Raw genomic sequence first — 25,993 nt, 5'->3', positions numbered from 1 at the left:
GTCCCAGTTAGCTGTACCCCCGCCCCACCTGCGGACTTATCCAGAAAACATACTACTGCGTAGCTCGTAACGGAAGAGCGGTCCCGAGCCCGGCCCGGCGGCAGGGCGGGCCGGGCCGCGCTCGCGCGGCTACGGGGGATCGCGCGGCGGCGGGGCCGCGCGGCCGGGAGTCCGAAGGCCGGTCTCCTAGCGCCGGGGCGCGGTCAGTTCGCGGAAGGCGACGACGGCCGGGTCGCGGTCGTCTGCGGAGCCCCAGCCGAACGTGTCCGCCCGGGGCGCGGGCGGCGCCTCGCCCAGCTCGCGGCTCCAGTCGATCACGCAGACGCGGCGCGAGATCCGCCAGGCGCCGTCGCGTCTCTCGAGCCTGTCGACGTACCGGCCGGCGAACAGGCCGATGGGCGCGGCCGTCCCGGAACCGTCGAGGTCCTCCATGTAACAGAGGAAATAGGCCTCGGAGACGGCGGCTTCGCCCCGGACGTCGATGAGCACGTTCCCGATGAGGTGGTGCCTGACGCCCCGTCCCGGCGGGCGCCGTCGCAGTCTCGCCGTGAGCTCCTCGACGGTCCCGCTGGCATAGCCGTGGTCGTCATGGGCGCCCGGGTGATAGCAGGCCCCGACCATGTCGACGTCGCCGCGATCGACTCCGTGCGCGTACCGCAGGACGACCCTGGTGATGTCCCGTTCGTCCAGCAGCAGCCGCAGGGACTCCGCGACCGGCGCTTCGCCGATCTCCCCGTGGCCGTCGAGGGCCCGGCGTTCCGTCACGGCAGATCCTTCTCAGGTCGGTCCGTCCACCCGTTCCAGCGGGTGATGGTCTCGATGGGCGGACGCCGGGCGGGTTTGAACTCGTCACCGATCGTGTACGCGACGGGAAGCAGGGCGACGGGCGTCATCGTGGCGGGCAGCCGCAGGATCTCGGCGTAGCGCCGTTCGTCCTCGCCCGTGAACGGCGTCGTCAGCACCGAGCCCATCCGGCGGGACCGCAGCGCGAGCTGCAGGCTCCAGATCGCCGGGAAGATCGAACCGTAGAACGCGGCGGGATGCGGCGCGCCGGGGTCGTCGGGCCGCCCCTGGACGCACGGCACGATCAGCACCGGGACCCGCGCCAGGACAGTGGCCAGGTATCGGGCGCCCTCGTAGACGCGCCTGGTCTGCGGATCCTTGAGGTGCGGATACCGCCGGTCGATGACCGCCAGGGTGCGGCGCCCATAGATCTCCGCCACGTCCGCGCGCACCCCCGGGTCGTCCACGACGAGCCAGCGCCACGCCTGCTTGTTGCCGCCGGTGGGCGCCTGCACCGCCAGGCGCAGGCAGTCGAGGATCACGTCGCGCCCGACCGGCCGCTCGAGATCGAGCCGGCGGCGTACGGCGCGTGTCGTGGAAAGGAGGTGATCTGTCACCGCGATGTCCATCAGGTCTCCCGTGGGCGGTTCATCGACGACGCCGGGGCCGTGGTGCGCCCTCAGGCGTTCACCTGGGCGTCGGCGTTCTCGTCGCCCTTGCCGTCGCTCTTGGCGAGGAACCGGGCGACGCTGGCCTTGATGTCGTCGGTGCCGAAGGACTCGTACTCGGCCGCGAGGGCGAAGTTGAGCACGCCGTTGGCCGAGTCGAGGAGGTGCATGTTGAGGGCGCGCTTGGTGTCGCGCACCGACTGGGCCGGCAGCGCGGCGAACCGGCGCGCGAACGCCTTCGCGGTCTCCAGCACCTCGTCGGCCGGCACGACCCGGTTGCACAGCCCCGCCCGCGCGGCGTCGGCGGCCGGGATCCGGTCACCGAGCAGCAGGAACTCCTTGGCGGTGAGCATGCTGGTCAGCCACGGCCAGGTGACCGCGCCGCCGTCGCCGGCGACCAGCCCGATGCTCACATGCGGGTCGCTCATGAACGTGTCCTCGGCCATGACCACGAAGTCGGACATGGTGGCCAGGCTGCATCCCAGCCCGACCGCGGGACCGTTGACCGCCGCGACCACCGGCAGCTCGCACGACATCATCGCGCGGGCCAGCCGCTCGCCCTCCCGGATGTCGCGGCGCCGCGCGTCCAGGTCGTGGTGGTTGCGGATGAAGTTCGGTACATGGCCCCCGGCGCTGAACACCCGGCCCGCGCCGGTGAGCACCACCGCGCGCGCGTCGTCGTCATCGACCAGCCGGTCCCAGACCCGCCGCATCGCGACGTGCAGCGCGTCGTCGAACGAGTTGAGCTCATCGGGCCGGTTCATCGTGACGATCCGCAGGGGCCCGTCCGCCTCCACCAGCAGGCTGGGCGCCAAATCCGAATAGTCCATCCGAGAGCCTCCTCCGCTCGACCTCCGCCGCACGGCGCGACGGGTCAAAAAAAACCTACGTGGTAGTATGCCCCGACACACCACCTTTGCCAAGCTGCGCTTGAGGAGACCTGAGTGGCGGACCTGGAATACACCGTGCGCGACGGGATCGGCACCATCCTGCTGAACCGGCCGCACGTGAAGAACGCCTTCACCCTCGGCATGATCGACGAGTGGGAGAAGGCGCTGCGCTCCGCGCGGACGGACCCCGCCGTGCGGGTCGTCGTCGTCACCGGCGCCGGTGACGCCTTCTGCTCCGGCATCGACCTCGACGCCTTCACCGCGGAGGCCACCGGGCCCCTCGCGCTCAAGTCCCTGCTGAACGACCGCATCCACCGGGTCGCCCTCGCCGTCGAGGACCTGGACAAGCCGCTGATCGCGGCCGTGAACGGGATCGCCGTCGGCGCCGGGATGGACATGGCGCTGATGTGCGACATCCGGCTGCTGGCCCGGTCGGCCCGGCTGTCGGAGGGCTACATCCGGATCGGTCTCGTCCCCGGCGACGGCGGCTGTTACTACCTGCCCCGGCTGGTCGGGATGGCCAAGGCGCTCGAACTCCTGTGGACCGGGGACTTCGTGGACGCCGACGAGGCCCGCCGCATCGGCCTCGCCGACCACGTGCACGCCGACGAGGACTTCGCGCGGGCGTGGCGGCGCTACGCGGGCAGGCTCGCGGCGCAGCCGCCGATCAACGTGCAGATGATCAAGCGGGCGGCCTACCAGTCGGCGCGCGCCGACGTCCGGACCGCACTCGACCTGATCTCCTCGCACATGGCCGTCGTGCACAGCACGCACGACTCCGCCGAGGCGATGGCGGCGTTCCGCGCGGGCCGCGCGCCCGTGTTCGAGGGCCGCTAGCCGAAGGTGTGGAACATGACCGCAGAGACACCCTCGGCCGAGCGGCGCCCGGTGATCGTCACCCGGGACGGCGCGACGGCCACCCTCACCCTGAACAGGCCCGCCCGCAAGAACGCCATCGACGCCGAGGGCTGGCGGCTGCTCGCCGCCGCGCTCGAGGACCTGGCCGGCGACGACGCCGTCCGGGTCGTCGTCGTGACCGGGGCCGGCGGGAACTTCTGCGCGGGCGCCGACCTCGGCCGCGGGCCCCGCGATGAGCATCCGGTCGCGGTGATGCGCCGGGTCGGCAACATCGCGATCGCCCTGAGCGAGCTGCCGAAGCCGGTGATCGCCGTGGTCGAGGGGGTCGCGGTGGGCGCGGGCTGGAACCTCGCGCTGGCCTGTGACCTCGTCGTCGCCTCGGCGTCCGCCCGCTTCTCGCAGATCTTCGCCCGGCGCGGACTGTCGATCGACTTCGGCGGATCCTGGTTCCTGCCCCGCCTCGCCGGCCTCCAGCAGGCCAAGCGCCTGACGATGCTCGCCGAGATGATCGGCGCCGAGGAGGCCCGGGAGCTCGGGCTGGTGACCTGGGTCAGGCCGGAGAACGAGCTGGCGGCCTTCGCCGCCGAGCTGGCCCATCGGCTGGCGGCGCTTCCGCCGGTGGCGCTCGCCCAGTCCAAGTCCCTGCTGCATCAGGGCACCACCCAGACGCTGCGGGACGCGATCGACAACGAAGCGCGGGCGCAGGCGGTGAACCTGGCCACCGAGGACGCCCCGGCCGCGTACCGGGCCTTCCTCGACAAGACCGACCCCCCGGCCTACACGGGCCGCTGGGCAGTGCGCTGAACGCCCGCCGAGGAGAGTGAGCGACAAGTGAAGGATCTCTGGGGCCTTGAGCCCGTGACGCTTCCGGAGGAACTCGGCGTCCTGCGGGCGGACGTGCGCGCCTTCCTGGCCGACGAGCTGTCGGCGGGCCGGATCGCCTCGCACTGCGACCAGTGGCTCGGGGGCTGGGACCACGAGTTCAGCCGGCGGCTGGGCGAGCGCGGCTGGATCGGCATGGCCTTCCCGGCGCGCTACGGCGGGTCGGCCTCCGGCGCGCTGGCGCGGTTCGCCGTCACCGAGGAACTGCTCGCGGCCGGAGCCCCGGTGGCCGCGCACTGGATCGCCGACCGGCAGTCCGGGCCGGGACTGCTGAGGTTCGGGACCGAGGAGCAGAAACAGGAGTTCCTGCCCCGGATCGCCCGTGGCGAGTGCTTCTTCGCCGCCGGCATGAGCGAGCCCGACACCGGCTCCGACCTGGCGTCGGTGCGCACGCGCGGCACGCGGGTCGAGGGGGGCTGGCGGCTCGGCGGGACGAAGGTCTGGGCCAGCGGGGCGCACCGGGCGCACGCCATGATCGCCCTCGCCCGGACCGAGCCCCGCACGGCCGACCGGCACGCCGGGCTGACCCAGTTCATCATCGAGCTGCCCGACCCCGCCGTGCGCATCCGGCCGATCCTGCTGCTCACCGGCGAGCACCATTTCAACGAGGTCGTCTTCGACGACGTGTTCGTCCCCGACGCCCGGGTGCTCGGGGAGCCCGGGTCGGGGTGGCTGCAGGTCACCAGCGAGCTGGCGATGGAACGCAGCGGCCCGGAGCGGATCCTGTCGACCTTCCCCCTGCTGGCCGCCGCCGTCGGCCATCTGGCCGAGCACGGCGACCCGGCGGGCGCGGCGCGCGTCGGCGCGGTGGCCGGGCGGATGTGGGCGCTGCGCCAGCTGTCCCTCGCGGTCGCCGGGCGGCTCGAGGCCGGCGCCGCACCGGCCGTGGAGGCCGCTGTGGTCAAGGACCTCGGTACCCGGTTCGAGAGCGTCGTCACCGACACCGTCCGGCTGCTGAGCCAGGTCGTTCCCGACCCCGGGTCGAGCCTGCCGCTGCCCCGGATGCTGGCCGAGTCGATCCTGCACGGTCCCGGATTCACCCTGCGGGGCGGGACCAACGAGATCTTGCGCGGCGTCGTCGCCAAGGAACTGGGGGTGCGATGAACGAGATCATCTCGGCGCTCGTGGAGACCGTGCGCGAGGCGTGCGCCGCACAGGGCGGCCTCGACGCGGTGACGGCCTGCGCCGGCGGCGGCTGGAACGCCGCGCTGTGGACCGCGCTGGAGCAGATCGGCGTCACCACGATCTCGGTGCCGGAGGAGCACGGCGGCGCCGGCGGGGACGTCGCCGCCGCCGTGGCCGTGCTGAAGGTGCTGGGCGAGTCCTCGGCCGGTGTCCCGCTCGCCGAGACCGCGCTGCTGGCCGGCTGGCTCATCGCCGGGTGCGGCGCCACGGTGCCCTCCGGTCCGATGACCGCCGCGGTCGCGGGTCCCGGACTGCGGACGGACCGGCAGGAGGGCGGTCTCGCCGTCCGCGGGACGATCGCCCGCGTGCCCTGGGCCCGGCACGCCCACCACGTCGCCGTCCTCGACGGCGGGCGCGTGGTTCTGCTGAGCCGCGGCGACTTCCTGCCGGAGCAGGGGACGAACCTGGCCGGCGAGCCTCGCGACGACCTGGCGGTCGACGCCGTCGTTCCCCCGTCCCGGGTCCACGAGGTGCCCGCGGGCTCGCCGATCTCCGAGGCGGCGTTCCGCGGCCGGGCCGCGCTCGCCCGCGCCGCGCTCATGGCCGGCGCCGCCCGCCGGGCGCTGGAACTGGCCCTCGCCTACGCGGGCGAGCGCGAGCAGTTCGGCAGGCCGATCGCGAAGTTCCAGGCCGTTCAGCAGCACCTGGCCGCGATGGCCGGCGAGGTGCTGCTGGCCACGGTGGCCGTGGAGGCCGCGGCGCTCGCCCACGACACCGGGGGCGACGCGGACGTGGCGGTCGCCGCGGCCAAGGTCGTCGCGGGTCAGATGGCCGGTGTGGTCGCCTCGCTGGCGCACCAGGTCCACGGCGCCATCGGGTTCACCGAGGAGCATTCCCTGCGGCACAGCACCACCCGGCTGTGGGCCTGGCGGGACGAGGCGGGCAACGAGGAGGAGTGGTCCGGAGTCCTCGGGCGGGACGTGATGTCCGCGGGCTCCCCCGGGCTGTGGCCGCTGCTCACCGGAACGCGCTGAGCGGCCCCGCCCTGGCGGCTCCGCCCCGAGCGACGTCGTTCGGGGCGGCGTCGCTCTGCAACGACGTCGCCCCGAACGGCGGCACGACGTGCGCGCCGGGCGACCGGCGCGCGGAAATGGAGCAACCCGATGAGTGTGTCGTTCGAGTGCGCGGACGGGATCGCCGTCATCACGATCAACCGCCCGGAGGACCGCAACGCCGTCGACCTGGACGTGGCCGAGGGCATCGCGGCGGCGATCGACGAGTTCGAGGCGCGCGACGACCTCGCCGTCGCGATCCTGACGGGCGCGGGCGGCACCTTCTGCGCCGGCCTGGACCTCAAGGCCTTCACCCGCGGGGAGATCCCGATCATCCCGGGCCGCGGCTTCGGCGGCCTCACCGAGCGGCCGCCGGCCAAGCCGCTGATCGCGGCCGTCGAGGGCTGGGCGCTCGCCGGCGGGTTCGAGCTCGCCCTGGCCGCCGACCTGATCGTCGCGGCACGGGACGCGAGGTTCGGCCTGCCCGAGGTCAGGCGGGGCCTGGTCGCGGGGGCGGGCGGCCTGCTGCGGCTGCCCAAGGCCCTCCCCTACCGGCTGGCCATGCAACTCGCGCTGACCGGGGAGCCGCTGCCGGCGGAGACGGCCCATGCGCACGGGCTGGTCAACCTGCTCACCGAGCCGTCGGGCGCCCTGGCCGCGGCGCGCGGGCTCGCGGCGACGGTGGCGGCCGGCGCGCCGCTCGCGGTCCGCGCCAGCAAGCAGATCGTCGCGATGTCGGTCGACCACACGAGCACCGAGGCGTTCGCCGCCCAGCGGGCGCTGGTCGAGCCGGTGCTCGCCTCCGCCGACGCCCTGGAAGGGGCCAGGGCGTTCGCCGAGAAGCGGGCACCGGCCTGGACCGGCGCGTAACGGACGCCACCGGCCCTTCACGCGCATCGCGCGTGAAGGGCCGGTCCTCGCCGGCGGCGGCCGCGGCACGCGCCCGCTCGTCAGTACCGCTCGTCAGTGCGCCCGCGCGGCCTCGGCCCGGGGCGCCTGCTTGCGCCGCCTGAGCCTGGGACGGAGCCTGCCGCTCAGGACCGCGGCGCTCACCGCGGCGAGCAGCGCGACACCGTTGAACAGGTCGGTCACCCACAACTGACCGCCCCTGAGTTGCAGGCCCTTCACGCCGATGGCGAGCAGCAGCAGCGCGATGACGGTGCCCCCGACGTTGAACCGCCCCGGCTTGAGCTGGGTCGTGCCCAGGAAGCAGGCGGCGAAGCTCGGCAGCAGGTAGGCCGGGCCGAGCGTCGGGGCGACATTGCCGATCTTCGCGGTCACGAGCACTCCGCCGACCGCGGCGAACAGGGACGTCACCACGAACGAGCCGGCGATGTACCGGACGGTCCGGACACCGGCGAGCCGGGAGGCGTCCGGGTTCGCCCCCACCGCGAACGCGCGGCGTCCGACGGGCGTGTGCTCGAGGACGTACCAGGCGAGCACGCCGAGCACGACGGCGTACAGGGCGACGCTGGGCAACCCGAGGATCTCGTGGTTCGCGAAGTCCTGGAACCCGCTGGGCACCGGGCCGACGAACTGGTAGTTGGAGACCTGTTCGGTGACCGCGAGCAGCACCGAGCTCATGCCCAGCGTGGCGATCAGGCTGTCGATGCCGATCACCGCCACGAACACCGCGTTGAGCAGCCCGACGAGCAGTCCGATCAGCAGCGTCACCAGCACGGCGACGCCGGGACTCACCTGGTGGCGCACCATCAGGACGCTGCAGATCATGGCGCACATGCCGAGGTTCTGGGCCGCCGACAGGTCGAACTGGCCGATCGCCAGGGTCACCAGCAGTCCCAGCGCGAGAACCAGCGTGACCGACTGGTCGCCCGCGATGCCGGTGACCGTGGCCCTCGTCGGGAACGTCTCGGGCAGCTGGAGGGAGAAGAAGACGATCAGCGCCGCGCACAGCAGCAGCCCGCTGTAGCGGGCCGCCTGCACCCGGCCGGCGACCAGGCGCAGGAGCCGGGTCGCCCGCGGCCGCCCGGCGCCGCCGTCCTCCGGCGGCGGGCTCGGCTCGGTCGTGAGGGCCTGGGGTTCGAAGGTCATGGGTGTCACTCCTCCTGGGTGTCGTCGGCGGAGTCGCGGATCGTCTCGCCGACGATGCGCGCGACCGAGAGGTCGCCCTTGGCGAGTTCGGCGCGGACGACGCCGTGGCGCATGATCAGCACCCGGTCGCACACGGCGCACAGCTCCTCGGCGTCGGAGGAGGACAGCACCACCGCCCGCCCCTGCGCCGCGATGCCGGCCAGCGCCTCGTAGATCGACGCCTTCGCGCCGGCGTCGACCCCGCTGGTGGGCTCGTCCAGGAGAAGGACCTGGGCGTCGACGCGCAGCCAGCGCGCCAGCACCAGCTTCTGCTGGTTGCCCCCGCTCAGCAGGGCCAGCTGACGGTCGGGGTCCGCCGGCACCACGTCCAGCCGCTCGATCCACGGTCGGACCTCGCGTCGTTCGAGCCGCCCGCCGAGCCAGCGCGCGGGCCCGGCGGCCGGAAGACGAGGCAGGGTGACGTTCTCGCGCGCGGTCCACTGGGGAATCGTGGAGAGCCGTTTCCGGTCGGCCGGCGCGTAGGCCATCCCGGCGGCGATCGCCGCGCCGGGCCGATGGGCCGGCACAGCGCGGCCCCCCAGCCGCACCTGTCCGCCGCTCCGGCGGCGCGCGCCGAAGGTCAGCCCGAGCGCCTGGTCGTATCCGGAGCCGATCAGGCCGCTGACGCCGACGATCTCACCGGCCCGCGCCTCCAGGGAGAAGTCGGCCACCTGGTCGCCGGACACGCCGGACGCGCTCAGCAGCACCTCCGAGTCCGGTGCCGGGAGGGGCGGCGAGAACTCGGCCGGCGTTCGGCCGATGATCAGCCGGACGAGCTCGTCGGCGTCACCGACGCCGTCGACCGGCCGGGTCGTGATCCGCCGTCCGTCCCGCAGGACCGTGACCCGGTCCCCGATCTGGAACACCTCGCGGAGGCGATGCGTCACGTAGAGGATCGCCGTGCCGCGGTCGCGGAGCTTGCGCACCAGGTCGAACAGCTGCTCGACCTGGTGCTGCGGCAACGACGCGGTGGGCTCGTCCAGGACCAGCAGGGCCGGCGCCCCGTCGGTCGCCGCCACCGCCCGCACGATGGCGACCATCGTCTGCTGGCCCGGGGTGGCCGCGGCCAGCGGGCGGCCGGGGTCGAGGTCCACCTCGAACTCCGACAGCAGCCGGGCCGCCGCACGGCGTTCGCGGCGGGCCGACAGCCACCAGCGGCCGGCGTACCGCTGGCCCAGCGCCAGGTTGTCGACGGCGTCCAGCTCGGGCACCAGCCCGAGATCCTGGTGGATGAAGGCCATCGCCCGATCGCGCGCCGCGGCGGCGCCGAGCGCCATCGGGGCGCCGTTCAGGGTGGCCGTCGCCCCGGGATCCGCCGAGTGATAGCCCGCGATGATCTTGATCAGGGTCGACTTGCCGGAACCGTTCTGCCCGAGCAGGCAGTGCACCTCCCCCGCCAGCAGTTCCAGGTCGACGTCGTCCAGCGCCTTCTGGGCGGGGAACGTCTTGGAGAGCGAGCCGAGGCTCAGGACGACCCGCGGCGCGAGGGGGCCGGCCGCGCTCATCCCACGTGCCAAGCCGCGAAGTACGTCCGCGCGTAGTCCGGCGGCTCGGGCTTGTCGCTGGTCTGGGTCACGTTGCCCTTGACGTAGATCTGCTGCCATCCGGGGGCGTCGGCCCGGTCGCCGAGCGGCACGCCCGTCATCAGCCGGATCAGCTGGTCGACGGCGCGGTAGCCGCCGGCGGCGAGCTCCAGCCCGACCGAGGCCCACTGGGTCCCGGCCTGGATCGCCTTCAGCGAGGCCGCGTCGGCGGCGCGGCTGAGGATCTTGACCTTGCCGGCCAGGCCCGCGGCCCGGAGGGCGGCGTCGAGCCCGGCGTTGTAGTCGACGACCGCCAGCGCGACGTACCTGGTGTCCGGGTGGGCCTGGAGGTAGCTGACGATCTGGCCCGGGACCGTCTTGCCGATGTTGGCGTTCGAGACGTCCAGGATCCCGGCCGAACCCCCGGCCTCCTTCATCACCTTCTTGTAGGCGTCCTTGATCGGCCCCCACGCCCCGACGAAGGACGGGTCCCAGACGAACACCGACTTCGCCGGGCCGTTCGCGTCCGCCACCACCGACTGGGCCATCAGCGTTCCGGTGAGCGCGGAGTCCTTCTGGCCGAACACGACGGCGCGGACGGGACCGTCCGGCGTCAGGCCGGCGCCGAGCGGGGCGATCTCCGAGATCTTCGTACCGGCGGCCTTGAGCTTGGCCAGCTGCGGCTGGATCGAGGAGTCCGGCACGGCCGGGATGTAGGCGAGGGCGTCCGGCGGGTCCGCGGCCACCTGGTTCATCACCGAGACGTAGCCCTGGGGCGTGCTGTTGGACTGCAGCGTCGAGACCTTCCACCCCAGCTTGCGCGCGGCCTCCTCGGCGCCCTGGGTGAGGGTGACGCACACCGGAAGCGAGCACGTGACCACCGCCAGGCGCTTGCCGCCGGGTGCCGGCGACGGGAGCGGCGGGACCGGGGAGGCTGGCCGCGGCCTGGTGTACTCGGCGAACGCCGTCTCCGCCTCGCTGATCACGGCCTTCGCCGCGCCCGACGAGGCGGCGCCGCCCTTCGCCTCGGCGTTCCCGCCGTCGCCGCCGCAGGCGGCCAGCATCGTGAGGCAGAGCGCGCCGGTGGCGAGTGCGGCGACGGAGCCCCTGGGGGTTGTTCTCATGGCATCTCTTTTCGGCTCGCCGGGCGTCGTCCGCCCGGCACCTGTGTTCGCGACGCTTCACCCGCACGTCTGACCCGGCCGGGCGCAGGCCCTGGGCTCGGAGCGTCCTGCACGTCGGTGCAGTGGTGTGCGTCACTAAAAAAACATGCTACTCAGTAGGTTGTAGCACGTCAACGGCCTCCCCGGCCGCCGCCGGCCCCGCTCAGCCCGCTTCGCGGACGCGAAGGACGGCCTCCTGGGTCGTGCTCGCGCACAGGCTCCCGGCCCTGTCGAACAGCCGGCCGCGCGTCAGGCAGCGCCCGTCGCCCGCCCAGTCGCTCTCGACCTCGTAGAGCAACCAGTCGTCGGCGCGCGCCGGTGCGTGCAGGACGACCGAGTGGCCGATCGTGGCGAACCACACGTCCCCGTCGGCGATGCGGTGCGGATGCGGTCGCAGGCTCGCCACGAGCATCAGCAGGTCGGAGAGGTAGACCACACCGGCGGCGTGAACGTCCGGCGGGCCCTTGAGCGCGTGCCGGGTGCGCAGCCACACGCGCAGCGCGGCGATGTGCCCGCTCGCGCCCGGACGATGCAGGGCCCCGTCGGGGAACCGGACCTCGACGGGCAGCCTGTCGGTCACCTCGGAGATCCAGGCCAGAGTCGGCGGGTCGTACGCCAGGGCCTCCTCCAGCGGCGGCAGATCCTCGGGCATCCGTACCGGATCAGGCGCCACCTGATGACCCAGCCCGCGCTCCGGACTCTGGAACGACGCCGTGGCCAGCAGGATCGGGCCGCCCGGCTGGCGCGCCTCCACCGTGCGGGTGCTGTAGGTGCCCCCGTCCCGCGCCACCCCGACCTCGTAGGTGACGGGCACCGTGGAGTCGCCCGGGAGAAGGAAGTAGGCGCCGAGCGAGTTGAGCGCCCGCCCCGGCGGCACCGTCCGGCCGGCCGCCAGCATCGCCTGGGCCGCGACCTCGCCGCCGTACAACCTGACGCGTTCGCCCGCGTGGGCCCGGCCGCGGAAGACGAGCGGCTCGACCTGTTCCAGTTCGAGGAGTCCGCCGACTCCGGCCTCAGGGTCGACGTGCCCGGATCTCCTCGCGCCCGGACCCGGGTCGCCCGTCGCGGTGTGCGGATGGTCAGCGCGCATCGAGTCGCCCCTCACATGCTCCGCGCCGGACGAGCCTCGTCCGGCGTTCGCACGCGAACATACTACCACGTAGGTTTTTCCGTTCCCGGGACCAGCCGGATCTCGTCTTTCGGCCGGGAAACGGGAGTGGGGGAGGCGGCGCGCGCACGCTTGGCCCTACCCTGCTGGCGGGAGGCGGCGAACGGCCGGTAGATGACGGCCGCGGAAACGGCGGGCGCTCCTCCGCTTTCATCCGGCCGAGTAGTATGTCGCCATGCGAACCTTCGCCCAAGGACGTACGGGGAACCTGGACTCCAAGCGGCACGCGAGCGCGCGAGAGATCCTGGACGCGGCGGCCACGGCATTCTCGGAACGGGGGTACTCGGCCACCTCGATCGACGATGTGGCCGATGTGCTCGGCTGCACCAAGGGCCGGATCTACCACTACTTCCGGACCAAGGGCGACCTGTTCATCGGGATCCATCTGCAGGCGCTGGAGTGGGCGCTGGAGGCGGTCGGGCCGACCGCCGAGCGGGAGGATCTCGGCCCGGAGCAGAAGCTGCGCGAGATGGTGCACCACCACGCGATGCACCTCATGAACCGGGCCAACTACATGGGTCCGGCGCAGTACCAGATCGAGATGAACCTCGCCAGCGAGGGCCGCAACAAGGACGAGCAGATGGCGCAGATCCTGAAGATGCGCCGGCAGTTCGAGGCGTACTACGTGGCCGTCGTCAAGGAGGGCGTCGAGACCGGCGTGTTCCGCGGCGGCGACGTGAACGTCCTCGTCAAGGCCATGCTGGGCACCGTGAACTGGATGCACACCTGGTTCCGCCCCGGTGGGCCGAAGGACACCGCGGCCGAGCGATCGCGGACCGCCGCGGAACTGGCCGAGTACGCCGTCCGCGGCGTCCTCGCCTGACCGCGGGCACCGGACCGCCGGCCGAGGCCGTCCGCCCCGGTGCCCCCGCCGCTCGGCGCCCCGCCGGCTATCCGGGGCTTCGCGGCAGGCCCAGCAGCCGCTCGGCGAGGATGTTCCGCTGGATCTGGGCCGATCCGCCGTAGATGCTGCCGGCACGGCCGTAGAGGTAGCGGTCGAACCACTCGGCGCGGCCCGGCGCGGTGACGTCGGGCAGCAGGCTGAGGCCGAGCGCCATCAGCTTCTGCTCCACCGCGGTCATGAGCAGCTTGTCCACCGAGCTCTCCGGACCGGGGGGCGCCCCCGAGACGCGCTCGCTCAGGGTGCGCAGGCAGTGCATCCGCAGCGTCTCCAGCGCGGCCGCGCACTCGCCGAGCGCGCGCAGCGTGGCCCGGTCGGGGCCCGGCGTCCGCGCCTTGACGACCGCGGCCAGCTCGGAGAGGTAGCGCTCGAACTTCGGCAGGTACCCGGTCTCGACGGCGCCCCTCTCGTAGTTCACCACGTCCATGGCGATCCGCCAGCCCCCGTTCGGCCGGCCGAGGAGGTTCGCCGCCGGGACGCGCACGTCGTCCAGGAAGATCTCGGCGAACTCCTCGTCCCCGTTGGCCAGCACGATCGGGCGGACGGTCACCCCCGGCGTGCTCAGCGGAACGATGAACGCCGAGATTCCACGGTGCCGGACGGCGTCCGGATCCGTCCGGGCGAGCAGCAGGCAGAAGTCGGCGAACGCGCCGTAGCTCGTCCAGGTCTTGTGCCCGTTGAGCACCCACGCGCCGTCCTCACGGACCGCACGGGTCCGCAGCGCGGCGAGGTCGGAGCCCGCCTGCGGCTCCGAGAACCCCTGGCACCAGATCTCGTCGGAGGCGAGCAGCGGCGGCAGGTAACGGCGCCGCTGCTCCTCGGTGCCGTGGCTGAGCAGGGGCCGCCCGAGGTGACCGAGCGGAAGCAGGCTGGGGGCGTTGGCCCTGCCCAGCTCCTCGCTGAGGATCGCCTCCTCCATCGGCCCGAGCCCCTGGCCTCCGACCTCCTTCGGATACGACAGGGCGACCCAGCCGCTCCTGTACAGGAGCTGCCCGAACTCGCGCATGTAGGGCCAGCGCTCGGCGAGCACGACCGGTTCCGGCTCGGACGGCAGATTCTCCTCGAGCCAGGCGCGCAGCCGTGCTCGGAAACGGGCTTCTTCAGGGGAGTCGCGAAGGTCCATGTGTGATCGCCCTCATGCCTGGTCGAGGACGCGGCCGGCGAGCAGCATCAATGGCGCGTCCGTGTTGCCGAATACCGCGTTGTGCAGATGGGCACTGCGCAAACGGAGGTGGGCATCGTGCTCCTCGGTCACGCCGATCCCGCCGAGGACCTGGACGCCGTTCTCGCAGACCCTGATCGCGGCCGCGCCGGCATGGCCCTTGGCGGCCGCGGCCACCCGCTCCGCCTCGTCGATCGGGGCGTGTTCGGCCGCCCAGGAGGCGCCGTAGGTGATCGAGCGCGAGGTCTCGACGTCGACGAGCATGTCGGCGCAGAGATGCTGCACGGCCTGGAACGAGCCGATCGGGCGGTCGTACTGCTCGCGCTGCCGCGCGTAGCCGGCCGCCTGGCGCAACGCTCCGTCGGCGAGACCGGTCAGGAGGGCCGCGGCTCCGGTCCACGCCGCCGCCCGCGCCCTGCGCGCCCCCTCACCGGAGGCGGCGCCCGCCGGGACGGGCCGCACGCCGCACAGGCGGTGCAGCGGATCGACGTCCGTGAGCGGGTCGATGTCCAGGAGGTCGTGCACCGCGGCGAGCCCGTCCGGGGAGAGCACGACGCCCCGAGCGCCCTCGACCCAGTCGAACGCCACGGTGGCGGTCCCGACCGGATCCTGGAGCCGTCCGCCGAGGAGGACCGAGTACGCCTCGCCACGGCACAGACGGGCGAGCGGCTCCCGCGGGCCGCCCGCGAAGCGGAGCAGCGCCGCCGCCGCGATGGCGGTTCCGACGTACGGGACGGGCGCGATGTGGCGGCCGAGCACCTCGGCGACGACGCAGGCGTCGGTCAGTGAACCGCCCGCGCCGCCCTGCTGCTCGGGGACCAGCAGCCCGACGAGGTCGAGCTCGACCAGGGTCGACCACAGTCGGGCGCGCAGCGCGCCTCCGTCCGTGCGCGCGTCCCCCACCGGCGAGTCCGCGAGCACCCGCGCCGTGACCTCGTCGGCCGTGTGCTGGAGGACGCGTTGATCCTCCGAAAGGGCGAAGTGCATTCCGGCCTCCCGGGCATAGAGCATACGACTGCGTAGGATCGTTCCGAGGTGCCGGCCGGAGCCCCGCTCACAGCTTGCCGCCGCCGTCGACGACCAGCGTCTGCCCGGTGATGTAGGACGCCTCGTCACTGCACAGGAACGCCGCCGCCGCCGCGACGTCCTCGGGGAAGCCGATGCGCCTGACCGGGTTCCGCTCGGCCCTGATCTGGCGGTACTCCTCGACGCCCAGCTTGAGCCCGCGCGCGGCGCCGTCGGTCATCTCGGTGGCGATGAAGCCGGGCGCGATCGCGTTGACGTTGACGCCGAACGGGCCGAGCTCGAGGCCGAGCGTGCGGGTGAGGCCCTGCACGCCCATCTTCGCGGTCGAGTAGTTGGCCTGACCGCGGCTGCCGAACGCGGCGGTGCTGGAGAGGTTGAGGATCTTGCCGTACCGCTGCGCCACGAAATGCCGCTGCGCCGCCCTGGACATCAGGAACGCGCCTTTGAGGTGCACGCCCATGACCGTGTCCCACTGGTCCTCGGTCATCTTGTGGATCAGGTTGTCGCGGGTCACTCCGGCGTTGTTCACCAGCACGTGGAGACCGCCCAGCTCCGCCACGGCCCGGGCGACCGCCGCCTCGGCCGCCTCTCCCCCGCCGATGTCGGCGGCGATGTCGATGACCTTCGCGCCCGTGGTCACCGGCAGCCTGCCGGCGGCCTCGGCGGCCGCGTCCGCGTCGAGGTCGACCACGGCGACCGACGCGCCCTCCGCGGCGAGGCGGGAGGCGATCCCGAACCCGATGCCGCGTGCGGCCCCGGTGATGAGGGCGATCCGCCCCTCGTAGCGACCCATGGACTCTCCTCTTTCGTGTCGGTCGTGCGTCTGGTGAAGGACTGAGCGCGCGCCGGGCTCAGGCGGCGGCCCTCACGGCACCATGAGGCGGACGTGCTCGGCGACGCAGGCCGGCTTGTCCCGGCCGTCGATCTCGATCGTGTAGCGGATGACGGCCCGGACGCCCGAGGCGGTGTCCTCGACGCCGACCAGGGCGGCGCGGGCCCGGATCCGGGAACCGACCGTCACCGGCTGCGGGAAGCGCACCCTGTTCAGCCCGTAGTTGATCGACATCCGGACGCCGCCGACGGTGAAGATCCGGCCGGCCAGGACCGGGATCAGGGACAGCGTCAGGTAGCCGTGGGCGATCGGCGCGCCGTAGGGACCCTCGGCCGCCCGCGCGGGGTCGACGTGGATCCACTGATGGTCCCCGGTCGTCTCGGCGAAGGCGTCGACGCGATCCTGATCGATCTCGAACCACTCGCCGACGCCGAGTTCCTCGCCGGCGCGGGCGCGGAAGGCGTCGATGTCGCCGAAGTGCCGGGGGGCACTGGTCGCGGAGGCGGTCATGCTGGAGTCCTTCGATCGTTTCCGATGCCGGACCACGCCCACCGGACGGCGCGGTCCCGCTGCGTGGCGGCCGTTCTCGCCGGGGTCACAGGGACCGGGCGATCAGTTCCTTCTGGATCTCGTTGGTGCCGCCGTAGATGCGCTGCGCCCGGGCGTCGGCGTACAGCCGGGCGATCGTGTACTCGGTCATGTAGCCGTATCCGCCGTGCAGCTGCAGGCACTTGTCGATCACCTGGCACTGGACGTCGGTGAGCCACCACTTGCACATCGCCGACGTGGTGAGGTCCAGCCCGGTCGACAGGTGGGTGGCCATGCACTCGTTGAGGAAGGTGCGGGCGACCGTGGCGAGCGTGGCGCACTCGGCGAGCTCGAAGCGGATGTGCTGCTTGTCCATCAGGGTGCCGCCGAACGCCTCGCGGTTCTTCACGTAATCCGTGGTGACCGCGAGCGCCAGCTCGGTCGCGGCGACCGCGGTGATGCCCACGATCAGCCGCTCCTGCGGCAACCTGTGCATCATCATCGCGAAGCCGCCGCCCTCCGCGCCGAGGAGGTTCTCCTCCGGAACGAGGACGTCGTCGAAGAAGAGCTCGTTCGTGTCCGCGCCGTGCTGACCGATCTTCTCCAGGGGCTGTCCCCGGGTGAAGCCGGCCGCGTCCCGGGTCTCGACGACGATCAGGGAGATCCCCTTGGCGCCCTTCGACGGGTCGGTGGAGCAGGCGACGACGACGAGATCGGCGCTGCCGCCGTTGGTGATGAAGATCTTGGACCCGCTGACGCGCCACCCCTGGTCCGTGCGCACCGCCCGGGTGCGAATCGCCTTCAGGTCGGATCCGGCGGACGGCTCGGTCATGGCCAGGGCCCCGATGAGCTCACCGGTGGCCATCTTCGGCAGCCAGCGCCGCCGCTGCTCCTCCGTCCCGTACTCGTGGATGTAGTCGGCGACGACCCCGCTGTGCATCGAGTTGCCCCACGACCGGTCGCCGAGACGCGCGTAGGCCTCCTGGATCGTCGCCTGGTGCAGGAAGCTGCCACCGCCACCGCCGTACTCGGCGGGGACGCTCGCGCACAGCAGGCCGAGCTCACCGCACTTGAGCCAGAAGTCGCGGTCGACCTGGTGCTGCGCTTCCCATTTCGCCCTGTTCGCCGGGATCTCGCGGTCGAAGAAGTCCGTGGCCATCTCGAAGAGGTCGGCGGCGTCGCCGGTCATCCAAGGCCGCGGCGTGGTGTCGATCATCGGGTCCCTTCCCTGTCGGGGGCGTTCCGCGGGAACGCCGCGTCCCCCCTGAGGCTGACGCCGGACGATCCGGCGCCGGTGGGGGTCACGGGCGGGCCTCGGGCAGTCGTTCGAGGATCGTTCCCGTGCCGAGCCCGCCGCCGCAGCACATCGTGATCAGCCCGTGGCGGCCGCCGGTGCGCTCGAGCTCGTAGAGCGCCTTGGTGATCAGGACCGTCCCGGTCGCGCCGAGCGGATGGCCGAGGGCGATCGCTCCGCCGTTGACGTTCACCCGGTCCATGTCCGCGCCGTACTCCTTCGCCCACGCGCAGGCGACCGAGGCGAACGCCTCGTTGATCTCGACGACGTCGATGTCGGACATCGCGAGCCCGGTCCGCGCCAGGATCTTCGCGGTCGCCGGAATCGGCCCGGTGAGCATGAGGACGGGATCGGAGCCGACCAGGACCGAGTCGACGACGCGCGCCCGCGGGCGGAGCCCGAGAAGGTCCGCCTTCTCCCTGCTCATCAGCAGCACCGCACTGGCCCCGTCGGAGATCTGGGACGAGTTCCCGGCGGTGTGAAGGCTCGCCGGAGTCCGGCCGGGCTGGTTGAGCCTCAGTCCGGCGAGGCCCTCGAGCGTCGTCGGCCGGAGCCCCTCGTCCCGCGTGATCGTCGCCGTTCCGACGATCTCGCCGTTCGCGTCGGCGACCGGGGCGTCGACGGGGACGATCTGGGAACCGAAACGGTCCCGCTCCCACGCGAGCGCGGCCCGGTCCTGAGAGTTCTTCGCGAACTCGTCGAGCTCCCGGCGGCTCAGCCCCCAGCGCTCGGCGATGCGGTCGGCCCCCTCGAACTGGATCGTGGGTTCGTAGACCTCGGCGTACCTGCCGCCGCGGGGGTCGCCGTACGACCCGTCCGCGGGAATGGTGCTGCCGAGGGGGATCCGGCTCATCGTCTCGACGCCGCAGGCGATCGCGACATCGGCGAGACCACCCGCGATCATGGCCTGCGCCACCAGATGGGCCTCCTGTGACGACCCGCACTGGGCGTTCACCGTCACCGCCGGCACCTCCAGCGGCAGGCCCGCGGTGAGCCACGCGTTGCGCGTGACGTTCGCGGCCTGCATGCCGAGTTGGAGGACGCATCCGCCGACGACGTGGTCGACCTCGGCACCGGTGAGGCCGTTTCGCTGGAGAAGCGCGGCGAGGACGTCGCCGAGCAGCTCGTTCGAGTGCTTGCGGGCCAGCCCGCCGTTGCGCTTGCCGACAGCGGACCGGACCGCATCGACGATGACGACTTCGCGCATGTGAACTCATTTCTGCCTGACCTGGGGAGGACATACTACCACGTAGGTTTTTTCGTGCCCACACCCGAGCCCGGCGCCGGAGACACCCGTGCACCGAGCCCGCCCAGGTGGCGGCGCCGGGCCGAGCGGAAGGCCCCGGACCTATGTGACGTCAGACAGAACCGTGTCCGTCAGCTTTGAGGCCCGATCGGCGCCTTGACAGCGAAGACGCCCGAGGACCCCTGCCCCTCTCCGAACTCCCACCCCGCCACCGGCTCGTGGCCCGGCTGGTCGGCGATCCACCGCAGCTCCGGCGGATACTCGCCCGCACCGAGGAAGTAGGCGCCGTCGCCGCGCGCCCAGTGCGCCGTCAGGCACAGCATCCGCAGGTGATCGCGAAGCCTCGCGTCGGAGACCCCGGCCAGGGCCTCGTCCCGCTCCGGTTCCACCTCCGCTCCCGGGCTGAGGGAGGCGAGATGCTCGGGCCCGGCCATGGTCCACGTCGCGGTGCGCATCGCGTCGAACAGCGTGCCGTCGGTGCGGGCGCGCTGCAGCCACCGCCCCCGGAACGCCAGCTCGCCGGCCTCGATCCCTTCCAGCTCGCCGCCATGCGCGGCGAGCACGCGCGCGAAGTCGGCCCCTGAGACCGCCGACGCCCCGTCATGGACGGTGGAAACGCCGCGCAACTCCTCGCCGATCGCCGCGCCGAACAGCTCGAACGCGCCCTCGTCGAACAACCACAGCGACCGTCCGGGGTCGAGGTCCCACTGATCCCAGCCGAACGGCATCTCGCCGCCGCCCTCGCCGCCGCCCTCGCCTCCGGGCAGCTCGCCCCGCGCGATCGCCGCCAGGTCGAGGCTCCCTCCGAGGAAGCTCTCCATCATCATGGCCGACGTCTCGTCGTCCCAGCAGTAGACGGCGTACTCCGCCTCCGCCGGGTACGCGCCGAGGGGCCGTCCCAGCAACGCCTCGAACCCACCGGCCAGCTCGTTCTCCCACGCATTGGACATCACAGGTCGCTCCTCGCACACCTCAAGATCTCGGAGGCCCCTGTCTAGCCGGACGGGGACCGCCCGCGCCGACGAAACCGGAAGATCCACGATGGCCGGTCCCGGTCCGGCGCGTGGGAGCACCTCTTCCGGACCGATCCCACCGGGCGGCCGGGCGGGCGGACGCGCCGCCTCCCCCGGCCGTATCGGTCGTGCCAGGGGAAACGGCGGGGCTCGACCTCGAACCGTTGATCTGCGTCGGGGACCCTTACCGGGCGACCGTGAGCACGATCTTGCCCTGGATGTGCCCCAGGGCCGCGCGTTCGTGCGCCACCCGCGCGTCGGCCAGCGGGAACGTCCCGTCGATCGCGACGCGGACCTCGCCCGTGTCGAGCAGGCGCCCCAGCTCGGCGAGCTGCGCGCCGTTCGAGCGGACCTGGACGCCCGAGACCGTCACGCCCAGCTTCGCGTTCTCCTCGTCGTCGTACTCGCCGAAGAACACCGGGTACAGGGCCCCGCCGCGCCTGAGCGCGCGCAGGAGACGGCGGCTCTCACGGCCGCCGACGGTGTCGAGAACGAGATCGGCGCCGCTGACCAGTTCCTCGGGACGGCTCTTGGTGTAGTCGATGAACTCATCGACGCCGAGCTCGCGCAGGAACGACTCGTGCGCGCCCGACGCCACCGCGATGACATGGGCGCCCTTCCCTTTCGCCAGCTGGACCGCGAAGTGCCCCACGCCCCCCGCCGCACCGTTGACGAGCACCTTCGTCCCGGGCTCGATCGTCATCGGGCGGTGCCGCGCCGCCTGGAAGGGCGACGGGTGATCGTGCCCGACCTCGATCAGGAACTGCCAGGCGGTCAGCCCGGCCATGGGCGCACCGGCGGCGTGCACGTGATCGACGCCGGCCGGCTTGCGCGCGAGGTCCGACGCGGGCGCGGCCACGTACTCGGCGTACCCGCCGCCCCGGAAGCCGGGGAAGCGGATGAGGCCGAAGACCTCGTCGCCGACGGAGAAGTCGTCCACGTCCGCGGCGACGGCCTCGACGACGCCGGACACGTCCGTCCCCGGAATCACGGGCAGGTCGAGCTTCGGCCTCAGCTTCGCGGGCACGTTGGTCAGCCCGCCGCGCAGGTACCAGTCCGGGGGGTTGACGCCGGCCGCGTGAACACGAACGAGCACCTCCCCCGGCTTCGGCTCGGGAACCGGGACGTCGTCGTGGCGCAGCACCTCGGGGCCTCCGTGCTCGTGCAGCCGGATGGCCTTCATCGTCGTCGGCATCGTCGTCGCCTCTCAGCATGGGTGGATCATTATCGGAGCAGTGCTCCGAATATATCCGGAGCGGCGCTCCGATAGCCAACCCGGCCACGCACGCGAACCGGCGCCGCCACCGCCACCCCGAACGCCAACGACGACTACGCCGGGCGGCCTCCTCCACACAGCCCGCCCGGCGCATGTCTCTCGGAGTTCCCCGACCTTTCCGGTGATGCTCCCGGCACGGAAAAGGCAATTCCTCTCGATAAATCCAGGTGAGCAGGTCCCCGGGTCGGCCTGGCGGCTTCATCTCCGCATTGCCGATCGGCTTTGGGGACCGAGCTTAACGGGAGGTTAGGAAACCGGGCTCTGGGGTGGACGCTGGGCTGGGCGCGGGTGAGGCTCCGAGCTGTCGTGGCTCGTACGCAGGAGGTCACCCGTGACTACGTCTCCCGCCCGCATGCCGTGGAGGGCCGTGTTCGGCGGCTCCATCGGCAACATGGTCGAGTGGTATGACTGGTTTGTTTATGCCAGTTTCGCCCCCTATTTCGCGTCGGCGTTCTTTCCGAAGGGCGACGACACCGCGCGGCTGCTCAACACCGCGGGAATCTTCGCCGTGGGGTTCTTCATGCGCCCGGTCGGGGGCTGGATTCTCGGGCGGTACGCCGACCGGCGCGGGCGCAAGGCGGCGCTCACGCTCACGGTGTCGCTGATGTCCGGGAGCGCGCTGCTCATCGCGGTCGCGCCCACCTATGGGGCGGTGGGCTATCTCGGCGCGCTCGTCCTGCTGGCGGCGCGGCTCCTGCAGGGGCTGTCGGTCGGCGGCGAGTACGCGGCCGGCGCCACCTATCTGACCGAGGCGGCGCCGCCGGGCCGGCGCGGACTCGCCTCCAGCTTCCAGTACGTGTCGATGACGGCCGGGCAGCTGGCGGGCCTCGGGCTGCAGATCGTCCTGCAGCGGACGATGTCGGAGGAGGCGCTGACGTCCTACGGCTGGCGCGTCCCCTTCGCCGTGGGCGCCGCCGGCGCGGCGGTGATCTTCTATCTGCGGCGGCGCCTGCTGGAGACCTCGGCCTACGAGGAGCAGGACGGGCACGCCGGCGGCCGCGGCACGCTCCGCGAGCTGCTCGCGCACCGGCGGCAGGCCGTCCTCGTCATCGCGCTGACGATGGGCGGGACGATCGCCTACTACACCTACACCACGTACCTGACCAAGTACCTGTCCAACACCGCGGGCCTGCCCAAGAGCACGGCGTCCCTGGTGAGCTTCTGCGCGCTGACGGCGTTCATGCTGCTCCAGCCGCTCGCGGGCGCCCTGTCGGACCGGATCGGGCGGCGCCCGCCGCTCATCGCCTTCGGCATCGGCGCGACGGTCGGCACCGTGCCGCTCATGACGGCGCTCGGGAGCGTCACCGGGTTCGGCGGGGCGCTCGTGCCCGCGCTCGCCGGGCTGGTCATCGTCACCGGCTACACCTCGATCAACGCGGTGGTGAAGGCGGAGATGTTCCCCACCCGGGTCCGGGCGCTGGGCGTGGCGCTGCCGTACGCGATCGCCAACGCCGTGTTCGGCGGGACGGCCGAGTACGTGGCGCTGTGGTTCAAGAAGGCCGGCGCCGAGTCGGGCTTCTTCTGGTACGTGGCGGGGTGCGCGGCGGTGTCGCTCGCCGTTTACCTGGGCATGCGCGAGACGCGGGACGCGGCGCTGACCGACGGCGAGAGGACGGCGGCCGATGTCCCGGTGCGCGCCTAGGCTGGTCGTCATGCGGGTTCTCCTGGTCGAGGACGACGAGCGGCTCGCGGGCGCGCTGGCCACCGCGCTCACCCGGCACCGGCACCGGGTCGAGCGCGCGGCGCTGGCCGTGGACGCCCTCCGGCTGGCGGGCGGGGCCGACGTGGTGCTGCTCGACCTCGGGCTCCCCGACATGGACGGGCTGGAGGCGCTGCGCCGGGTGCGCCGGCGGTCCACCGTGCCGATCATCGTGCTGACCGCCCGGACCGGGGAGCGGGACGTGCTGCGGGGCCTGCGCTCGGGCGCCGACGACTACCTGGTCAAGCCGTTCCGGACCGCGGAGCTGATGGCCCGGATGGAGGCGGTGGTCCGCCGCGGCACCCGGCGGCTGCCCGACCGCGCCCCCGTCGTGGCGGCCGGCGACGTCCGCATCGACCTCGGCGCCCGGACGGTGACCGTCGCGGGGCGCGCCGTGCCGCTGACCCGCCGGGAGTTCGACGTCCTGGCCCTGCTGGCGCGGGAACCGGGCGTCGTGCGGGGACGGGAGGAGATCCTCGACGAGGTGTGGGGCGACTCGCTGCTGTCGGCGTCGCGGTCGCTGGACGTGCACGTGGCGGGCGTCCGGTCCAAGACGGGCCGGCCGGAACTCGTGGAGACGGTCCGCGGGACGGGCTACCGGCTCGGCGGCGGGCGCGGCGGGGCCGGCGGCGGATGAGGCGGCGGCTCGTCGCGACGTTCACGGTACTGATCGTCCTGGTGGTCGCGGCGCTGGCGGTGCCGCTGGGGCTCGCCTACGCCTCGCACCGCGCGACCCGGCTGCTGCTCGACCGGCGCGCGGACGCCACGCGCTTCGCCGAGCTGGCCGACCGGGCGGCGCGCGAGGGCGACCGGGCCGCGCTGCTCCCGGAGATCACCCGGTACGCCGAGCTGTACGGGGCGGCAGTGCGGATCCGCGACCGGGACGGGGCGCTGGTCGCCGAGGCGGGCCGCATGGACGTCGACGACGCCCCGGCCACCCGCACCGCCCTGTCGGGCCGCACGACCGAGGACCTGCCGCCGCTGGGTCCGCTCGGTCCCCGCGCGGTGCTGGTCGCCGAGCCGTCCGGCCGGGACGCGCAGGTGTCGGGGGCGGTGCTGCTGCTCGCCCCGACCGGCCGCGCCCGCCGCGACATCGGCCTGGTCTGGGCGGCGCTGGCGCTCGGCGGGCTCGCCGTCCTCGGCTGCTCCACGCTCGCCGCGCGGGGGCTGGCCCGCTGGATCCTGCGGCCGGTCACCGAGCTCGACCGCGCCACCCGAGCGATCGCGGGCGGCCGCCTGGACGCGCGCGTCGGCGCCGGCGCCGGGCCCGCCGAGCTGCGCCGGCTGCGCGCCCGCTTCGACGCGATGGCCGAGGCGGTGTCGGCGGCCCTGGAGCGGCAGCGCGCCTTCGCCGCCGACGCCTCCCACGAGCTGCGCACACCGCTGGCCGTCCTGTCGCTGCGGCTGGAGAACCTGCGGCCGCACCTGGACGCGGGCGGCGCCGCCGAGCACGCGGAGGCGATGGCGGAGATCGACCGCCTCGGCGCGCTGGTGGACGGGATGCTCACGCTCGCGCGCGTGGACTCCGGCCTCGCCGCCCGTGACGTGGACGCGGCCGCCGAGCTGCGGCCCCGGCTGGCGGGCTGGCTGGAGGTGTTCGGCGCGATGGGCCTGACCCTGCGGGTGCGCCTGCCGGAGGCCGCCCGCGTCCACGCCGTGCCCGGCGCCGTCGCCCGCGTCGCCGACACCGCCCTCGACAACGCGCACAAGTTCGTCCCCGCGGGCGGGACGGTCACGGTGCGGCTGGACGGATGCGTGCTGCGCGTCGCCGACGACGGGCCGGGCCTTCCCGAGGCGGGGCGCGCGGCCGCCCTCCGCCGGTTCTGGCGCGGCCCCGGGCACGCGAACGTCCCGGGCAGCGGGCTCGGCCTGGCGATCGCCGCCGACCTCGCCCGCGCGTGCGGCGGCTCCCTGCGGCTGCTGCCGAACGTCCCGGCGGGCCTCGTCGTCGAGCTGCGGCTGCGGCCGCCCTCCGGCGACGGGGCGGACGCGGGTCAGCCGTAGGCGGAGCGGTAGTAGCGGGCGGCGCCGGGGTGCAGCGGGACGGCGCCGGTGCCGATCGCGTAGCGCCGGTCGAGGCGGCCGCCGGGCGCGTCGGGGGCCTCGAGCCGGTCCCGGCGGGCGAACAGGATCCGCGTGACGGCGAACGCCGCGGCGGCGGGCAGCGACGCGGCGCACACCAGGTGGCTCGGCGTGCCGACCGTGGGGACCGGGCCGGTGCTCCCGTACTCGCCCGCCGGGACGGCCGCGACCTCGTACACCGGGCCGTGCGCGCGGCGCAGCGCCGGGACGAGGCCGTCCAGGGCGAGGAGGCGGACCGGCGTCGACCGCGCGAAGGCGGCCAGGGCCGGGGTCGGCACGCCGCCCGACCAGAAGAACGCCGCGATCTCCCCCGCGAGCAGGGCCCGCAGGGACGCCTCCAGGCCGAGCGCGACCGTGCGGGCGGGCACGGCGAGCCGGGCCGCGGCCAGGACCCGCCCGGCGGTCACGGCGGTGCCCGACGACACCGCCCCCGTCGACACCCGCCGTCCGGCCAGCCCGGCGGGCGCGCGGACCGGGGACCCCGCGGGCACGACGAGGTGAACGTAGTTCATGTACATCCGCGCCAGCGCCGCCACCGGCCGGTGCTCGGCCCGCACGGCGAGGTCGGCGCTGTCGGCCAGCGCGAACCCGAGCTCGGCGCGTCCGCCGGCGAGCAGCGCGAGGTTCTGCACGCTGCCCGCGGTCGGCAGCGCCCGCGCGTCGAGGCCGCGGCGGCGCAGCTCGGCCGCCAAGCGCCGGCCGAGCACCGCGTAGGCTCCGCCGGCCTCGCC

At 73.4% G+C, this 25,993-nt stretch carries 25 protein-coding genes; 9 read left to right on the top strand and 16 right to left on the bottom strand.

What is annotated here, in order from left to right; genetic code table 11:
• Positions 1–186: 186 nt before the first annotated feature.
• Genes E1291_RS12660 through E1291_RS12650 form a run of 3 tightly spaced genes read right to left on the bottom strand, consistent with a single transcriptional unit; the run spans position 187 to position 2,281 of the window.
• Positions 187–765, bottom strand: coding sequence for a nuclear transport factor 2 family protein (locus tag E1291_RS12660; protein ID WP_131737965.1), 579 nt, complete (start codon positions 763–765; stop codon positions 187–189).
• Positions 762–1,412, bottom strand: coding sequence for a nitroreductase family protein (locus tag E1291_RS12655; protein WP_131737964.1), 651 nt, complete (start codon positions 1,410–1,412; stop codon positions 762–764). The genes E1291_RS12660 and E1291_RS12655 overlap by 4 nt, the downstream gene beginning before the upstream one ends.
• A gap of 50 nt (positions 1,413–1,462) precedes the next feature.
• The gene (locus E1291_RS12650) at positions 1,463–2,281 is read right to left on the bottom strand and encodes an enoyl-CoA hydratase/isomerase family protein (RefSeq protein ID WP_131737963.1); all 819 of its coding nucleotides are present in this window, start codon (positions 2,279–2,281) and stop codon (positions 1,463–1,465) included.
• 114 nt (positions 2,282–2,395) lie between these two features.
• On the opposite strand from E1291_RS12650, the gene E1291_RS12645 reads away from it, so the two are divergent.
• The 5 genes from E1291_RS12645 to E1291_RS12625 all read left to right on the top strand — a co-directional run bounded on the left by E1291_RS12645 (position 2,396) and on the right by E1291_RS12625 (position 7,128).
• On the top strand, positions 2,396–3,178 hold the full coding sequence (locus tag E1291_RS12645) for an enoyl-CoA hydratase/isomerase family protein (RefSeq protein ID WP_131737962.1): 783 nt from the start codon (positions 2,396–2,398) through the stop codon (positions 3,176–3,178).
• Between the two features lie 15 nt (positions 3,179–3,193).
• Positions 3,194–4,003, top strand: a complete 810-nt coding sequence (locus E1291_RS12640) for an enoyl-CoA hydratase/isomerase family protein (protein ID WP_131737961.1) — start codon at positions 3,194–3,196, stop codon at positions 4,001–4,003.
• Between the two features lie 27 nt (positions 4,004–4,030).
• A complete protein-coding gene (locus E1291_RS12635; RefSeq protein ID WP_131737960.1) occupies positions 4,031–5,185 on the top strand; it encodes an acyl-CoA dehydrogenase family protein in 1,155 nt (384 codons plus the stop codon).
• A complete protein-coding gene (locus E1291_RS12630) occupies positions 5,182–6,240 on the top strand; it encodes an acyl-CoA dehydrogenase family protein (protein WP_131737959.1) in 1,059 nt (352 codons plus the stop codon). The genes E1291_RS12635 and E1291_RS12630 overlap by 4 nt, the downstream gene beginning before the upstream one ends.
• Positions 6,241–6,369: 129 nt before the next feature.
• A complete protein-coding gene (locus tag E1291_RS12625) occupies positions 6,370–7,128 on the top strand; it encodes a crotonase/enoyl-CoA hydratase family protein (protein WP_131737958.1) in 759 nt (252 codons plus the stop codon).
• Positions 7,129–7,221: 93 nt separating this feature from the next.
• On the opposite strand, the gene E1291_RS12620 is transcribed toward E1291_RS12625, so the two are convergent.
• The 4 genes from E1291_RS12620 to E1291_RS12605 all read right to left on the bottom strand — a co-directional run bounded on the left by E1291_RS12620 (position 7,222) and on the right by E1291_RS12605 (position 12,125).
• On the bottom strand, positions 7,222–8,310 hold the full coding sequence (locus E1291_RS12620) for an ABC transporter permease (RefSeq protein ID WP_131737957.1): 1,089 nt from the start codon (positions 8,308–8,310) through the stop codon (positions 7,222–7,224).
• A gap of 5 nt (positions 8,311–8,315) precedes the next feature.
• Positions 8,316–9,854 carry a sugar ABC transporter ATP-binding protein gene (locus E1291_RS12615; protein WP_165495092.1) on the bottom strand — a complete coding sequence of 513 codons (1,539 nt, stop codon included), beginning with the start codon at positions 9,852–9,854 and terminating at the stop codon, positions 8,316–8,318.
• A complete protein-coding gene (locus tag E1291_RS12610) occupies positions 9,851–10,996 on the bottom strand; it encodes a sugar ABC transporter substrate-binding protein (protein WP_131737955.1) in 1,146 nt (381 codons plus the stop codon). The genes E1291_RS12615 and E1291_RS12610 overlap by 4 nt, the downstream gene beginning before the upstream one ends.
• 202 nt (positions 10,997–11,198) lie before the next feature.
• A complete protein-coding gene (locus E1291_RS12605) occupies positions 11,199–12,125 on the bottom strand; it encodes an acyl-CoA thioesterase (protein ID WP_131737954.1) in 927 nt (308 codons plus the stop codon).
• Positions 12,126–12,378: 253 nt separating this feature from the next.
• Here E1291_RS12605 and E1291_RS12600 point away from each other — a divergent pair, with 253 nt between their 5' ends.
• Positions 12,379–13,026 carry a TetR/AcrR family transcriptional regulator gene (locus E1291_RS12600; protein ID WP_131737953.1) on the top strand — a complete coding sequence of 216 codons (648 nt, stop codon included), beginning with the start codon at positions 12,379–12,381 and terminating at the stop codon, positions 13,024–13,026.
• 67 nt (positions 13,027–13,093) lie between these two features.
• On the opposite strand, the gene E1291_RS12595 is transcribed toward E1291_RS12600, so the two are convergent.
• The 8 genes from E1291_RS12595 to E1291_RS12560 form a co-directional block, all read right to left on the bottom strand.
• Positions 13,094–14,227, bottom strand: a complete 1,134-nt coding sequence (locus E1291_RS12595) for an acyl-CoA dehydrogenase family protein (RefSeq protein WP_131737952.1) — start codon at positions 14,225–14,227, stop codon at positions 13,094–13,096.
• 12 nt (positions 14,228–14,239) lie between these two features.
• Positions 14,240–15,253: an acyl-CoA dehydrogenase family protein gene (locus E1291_RS12590; RefSeq protein ID WP_165495091.1), complete on the bottom strand. Its 1,014-nt coding sequence runs from the start codon at positions 15,251–15,253 to the stop codon at positions 14,240–14,242.
• A gap of 67 nt (positions 15,254–15,320) precedes the next feature.
• Positions 15,321–16,085: an SDR family NAD(P)-dependent oxidoreductase gene (locus E1291_RS12585; protein WP_131737950.1), complete on the bottom strand. Its 765-nt coding sequence runs from the start codon at positions 16,083–16,085 to the stop codon at positions 15,321–15,323.
• Between the two features lie 72 nt (positions 16,086–16,157).
• Positions 16,158–16,634, bottom strand: coding sequence for a MaoC family dehydratase (locus E1291_RS12580; protein WP_131737949.1), 477 nt, complete (start codon positions 16,632–16,634; stop codon positions 16,158–16,160).
• Between the two features lie 85 nt (positions 16,635–16,719).
• Positions 16,720–17,868 (bottom strand): acyl-CoA dehydrogenase family protein, encoded by a 1,149-nt coding sequence (locus tag E1291_RS12575; RefSeq protein ID WP_131737948.1) that lies wholly within the window; start codon positions 17,866–17,868, stop codon positions 16,720–16,722.
• Between the two features lie 85 nt (positions 17,869–17,953).
• Positions 17,954–19,153 carry an acetyl-CoA C-acyltransferase gene (locus E1291_RS12570; RefSeq protein ID WP_131737947.1) on the bottom strand — a complete coding sequence of 400 codons (1,200 nt, stop codon included), beginning with the start codon at positions 19,151–19,153 and terminating at the stop codon, positions 17,954–17,956.
• Positions 19,154–19,323: 170 nt separating this feature from the next.
• Complete coding sequence (locus E1291_RS12565; RefSeq protein ID WP_131737946.1) at positions 19,324–20,142, bottom strand: hypothetical protein; 819 nt, start codon at positions 20,140–20,142, stop codon at positions 19,324–19,326.
• 247 nt (positions 20,143–20,389) lie between these two features.
• Positions 20,390–21,400, bottom strand: a complete 1,011-nt coding sequence (locus E1291_RS12560; protein ID WP_207400704.1) for an NADP-dependent oxidoreductase — start codon at positions 21,398–21,400, stop codon at positions 20,390–20,392.
• A 412-nt stretch (positions 21,401–21,812) separates the two neighbouring features.
• Here E1291_RS12560 and E1291_RS12555 point away from each other — a divergent pair, with 412 nt between their 5' ends.
• From E1291_RS12555 to E1291_RS12545, 3 genes are read left to right on the top strand one after another with little or no spacing between them, the layout of a single operon-like run.
• A complete protein-coding gene (locus E1291_RS12555) occupies positions 21,813–23,123 on the top strand; it encodes an MFS transporter (RefSeq protein ID WP_242614112.1) in 1,311 nt (436 codons plus the stop codon).
• A gap of 10 nt (positions 23,124–23,133) precedes the next feature.
• Positions 23,134–23,817: a response regulator transcription factor gene (locus E1291_RS12550; RefSeq protein ID WP_131737945.1), complete on the top strand. Its 684-nt coding sequence runs from the start codon at positions 23,134–23,136 to the stop codon at positions 23,815–23,817.
• Positions 23,814–25,184 (top strand): sensor histidine kinase, encoded by a 1,371-nt coding sequence (locus E1291_RS12545; RefSeq protein WP_131737944.1) that lies wholly within the window; start codon positions 23,814–23,816, stop codon positions 25,182–25,184. Before E1291_RS12550 ends, E1291_RS12545 begins: the two co-directional genes overlap by 4 nt.
• Here the strand turns inward: E1291_RS12545 and E1291_RS12540 are convergent.
• On the bottom strand, positions 25,175–25,993 hold an 819-nt coding region (locus E1291_RS12540), incomplete at its 5' end, for a TAXI family TRAP transporter solute-binding subunit (protein ID WP_131737943.1). The two genes, E1291_RS12545 and E1291_RS12540, sit on opposite strands and share 10 nt — an antisense overlap.

Source organism: Actinomadura roseirufa, assembly GCF_900659635.1.
Taxonomy (GTDB): Bacteria; Actinomycetota; Actinomycetes; order Streptosporangiales; family Streptosporangiaceae; genus Spirillospora; species Spirillospora roseirufa.
Note: the sequence above shows the minus strand (reverse complement) of the source record. Positions and strands in the feature narration are given on the sequence as shown.

Excerpts from the sequence above, each read along its gene's own strand:
- E1291_RS12655 (WP_131737964.1), bottom strand. The coding sequence starts at position 1,412 with ATGGACATCGCGGTGACAGATCACCTCCTTTCCACGACACGCGCCGTA.
- E1291_RS12650 (WP_131737963.1), bottom strand. The coding sequence starts at position 2,281 with ATGGACTATTCGGATTTGGCGCCCAGCCTGCTGGTGGAGGCGGACGGG.
- E1291_RS12640 (WP_131737961.1), top strand. The coding sequence starts at position 3,194 with ATGACCGCAGAGACACCCTCGGCCGAGCGGCGCCCGGTGATCGTCACC.
- E1291_RS12630 (WP_131737959.1), top strand. The coding sequence starts at position 5,182 with ATGAACGAGATCATCTCGGCGCTCGTGGAGACCGTGCGCGAGGCGTGC.
- E1291_RS12625 (WP_131737958.1), top strand. The coding sequence starts at position 6,370 with ATGAGTGTGTCGTTCGAGTGCGCGGACGGGATCGCCGTCATCACGATC.
- E1291_RS12620 (WP_131737957.1), bottom strand. The coding sequence starts at position 8,310 with ATGACCTTCGAACCCCAGGCCCTCACGACCGAGCCGAGCCCGCCGCCG.
- E1291_RS12615 (WP_165495092.1), bottom strand. The coding sequence starts at position 9,854 with ATGAGCGCGGCCGGCCCCCTCGCGCCGCGGGTCGTCCTGAGCCTCGGC.
- E1291_RS12610 (WP_131737955.1), bottom strand. The coding sequence starts at position 10,996 with ATGAGAACAACCCCCAGGGGCTCCGTCGCCGCACTCGCCACCGGCGCG.
- E1291_RS12605 (WP_131737954.1), bottom strand. The coding sequence starts at position 12,125 with ATGCGCGCTGACCATCCGCACACCGCGACGGGCGACCCGGGTCCGGGC.
- E1291_RS12600 (WP_131737953.1), top strand. The coding sequence starts at position 12,379 with ATGCGAACCTTCGCCCAAGGACGTACGGGGAACCTGGACTCCAAGCGG.
- E1291_RS12595 (WP_131737952.1), bottom strand. The coding sequence starts at position 14,227 with ATGGACCTTCGCGACTCCCCTGAAGAAGCCCGTTTCCGAGCACGGCTG.
- E1291_RS12590 (WP_165495091.1), bottom strand. The coding sequence starts at position 15,253 with ATGCACTTCGCCCTTTCGGAGGATCAACGCGTCCTCCAGCACACGGCC.
- E1291_RS12585 (WP_131737950.1), bottom strand. The coding sequence starts at position 16,085 with ATGGGTCGCTACGAGGGGCGGATCGCCCTCATCACCGGGGCCGCACGC.
- E1291_RS12580 (WP_131737949.1), bottom strand. The coding sequence starts at position 16,634 with ATGACCGCCTCCGCGACCAGTGCCCCCCGGCACTTCGGCGACATCGAC.
- E1291_RS12575 (WP_131737948.1), bottom strand. The coding sequence starts at position 17,868 with ATGATCGACACCACGCCGCGGCCTTGGATGACCGGCGACGCCGCCGAC.
- E1291_RS12570 (WP_131737947.1), bottom strand. The coding sequence starts at position 19,153 with ATGCGCGAAGTCGTCATCGTCGATGCGGTCCGGTCCGCTGTCGGCAAG.
- E1291_RS12565 (WP_131737946.1), bottom strand. The coding sequence starts at position 20,142 with ATGTCCAATGCGTGGGAGAACGAGCTGGCCGGTGGGTTCGAGGCGTTG.
- E1291_RS12560 (WP_207400704.1), bottom strand. The coding sequence starts at position 21,400 with ATGCCGACGACGATGAAGGCCATCCGGCTGCACGAGCACGGAGGCCCC.
- E1291_RS12550 (WP_131737945.1), top strand. The coding sequence starts at position 23,134 with ATGCGGGTTCTCCTGGTCGAGGACGACGAGCGGCTCGCGGGCGCGCTG.
- E1291_RS12545 (WP_131737944.1), top strand. The coding sequence starts at position 23,814 with ATGAGGCGGCGGCTCGTCGCGACGTTCACGGTACTGATCGTCCTGGTG.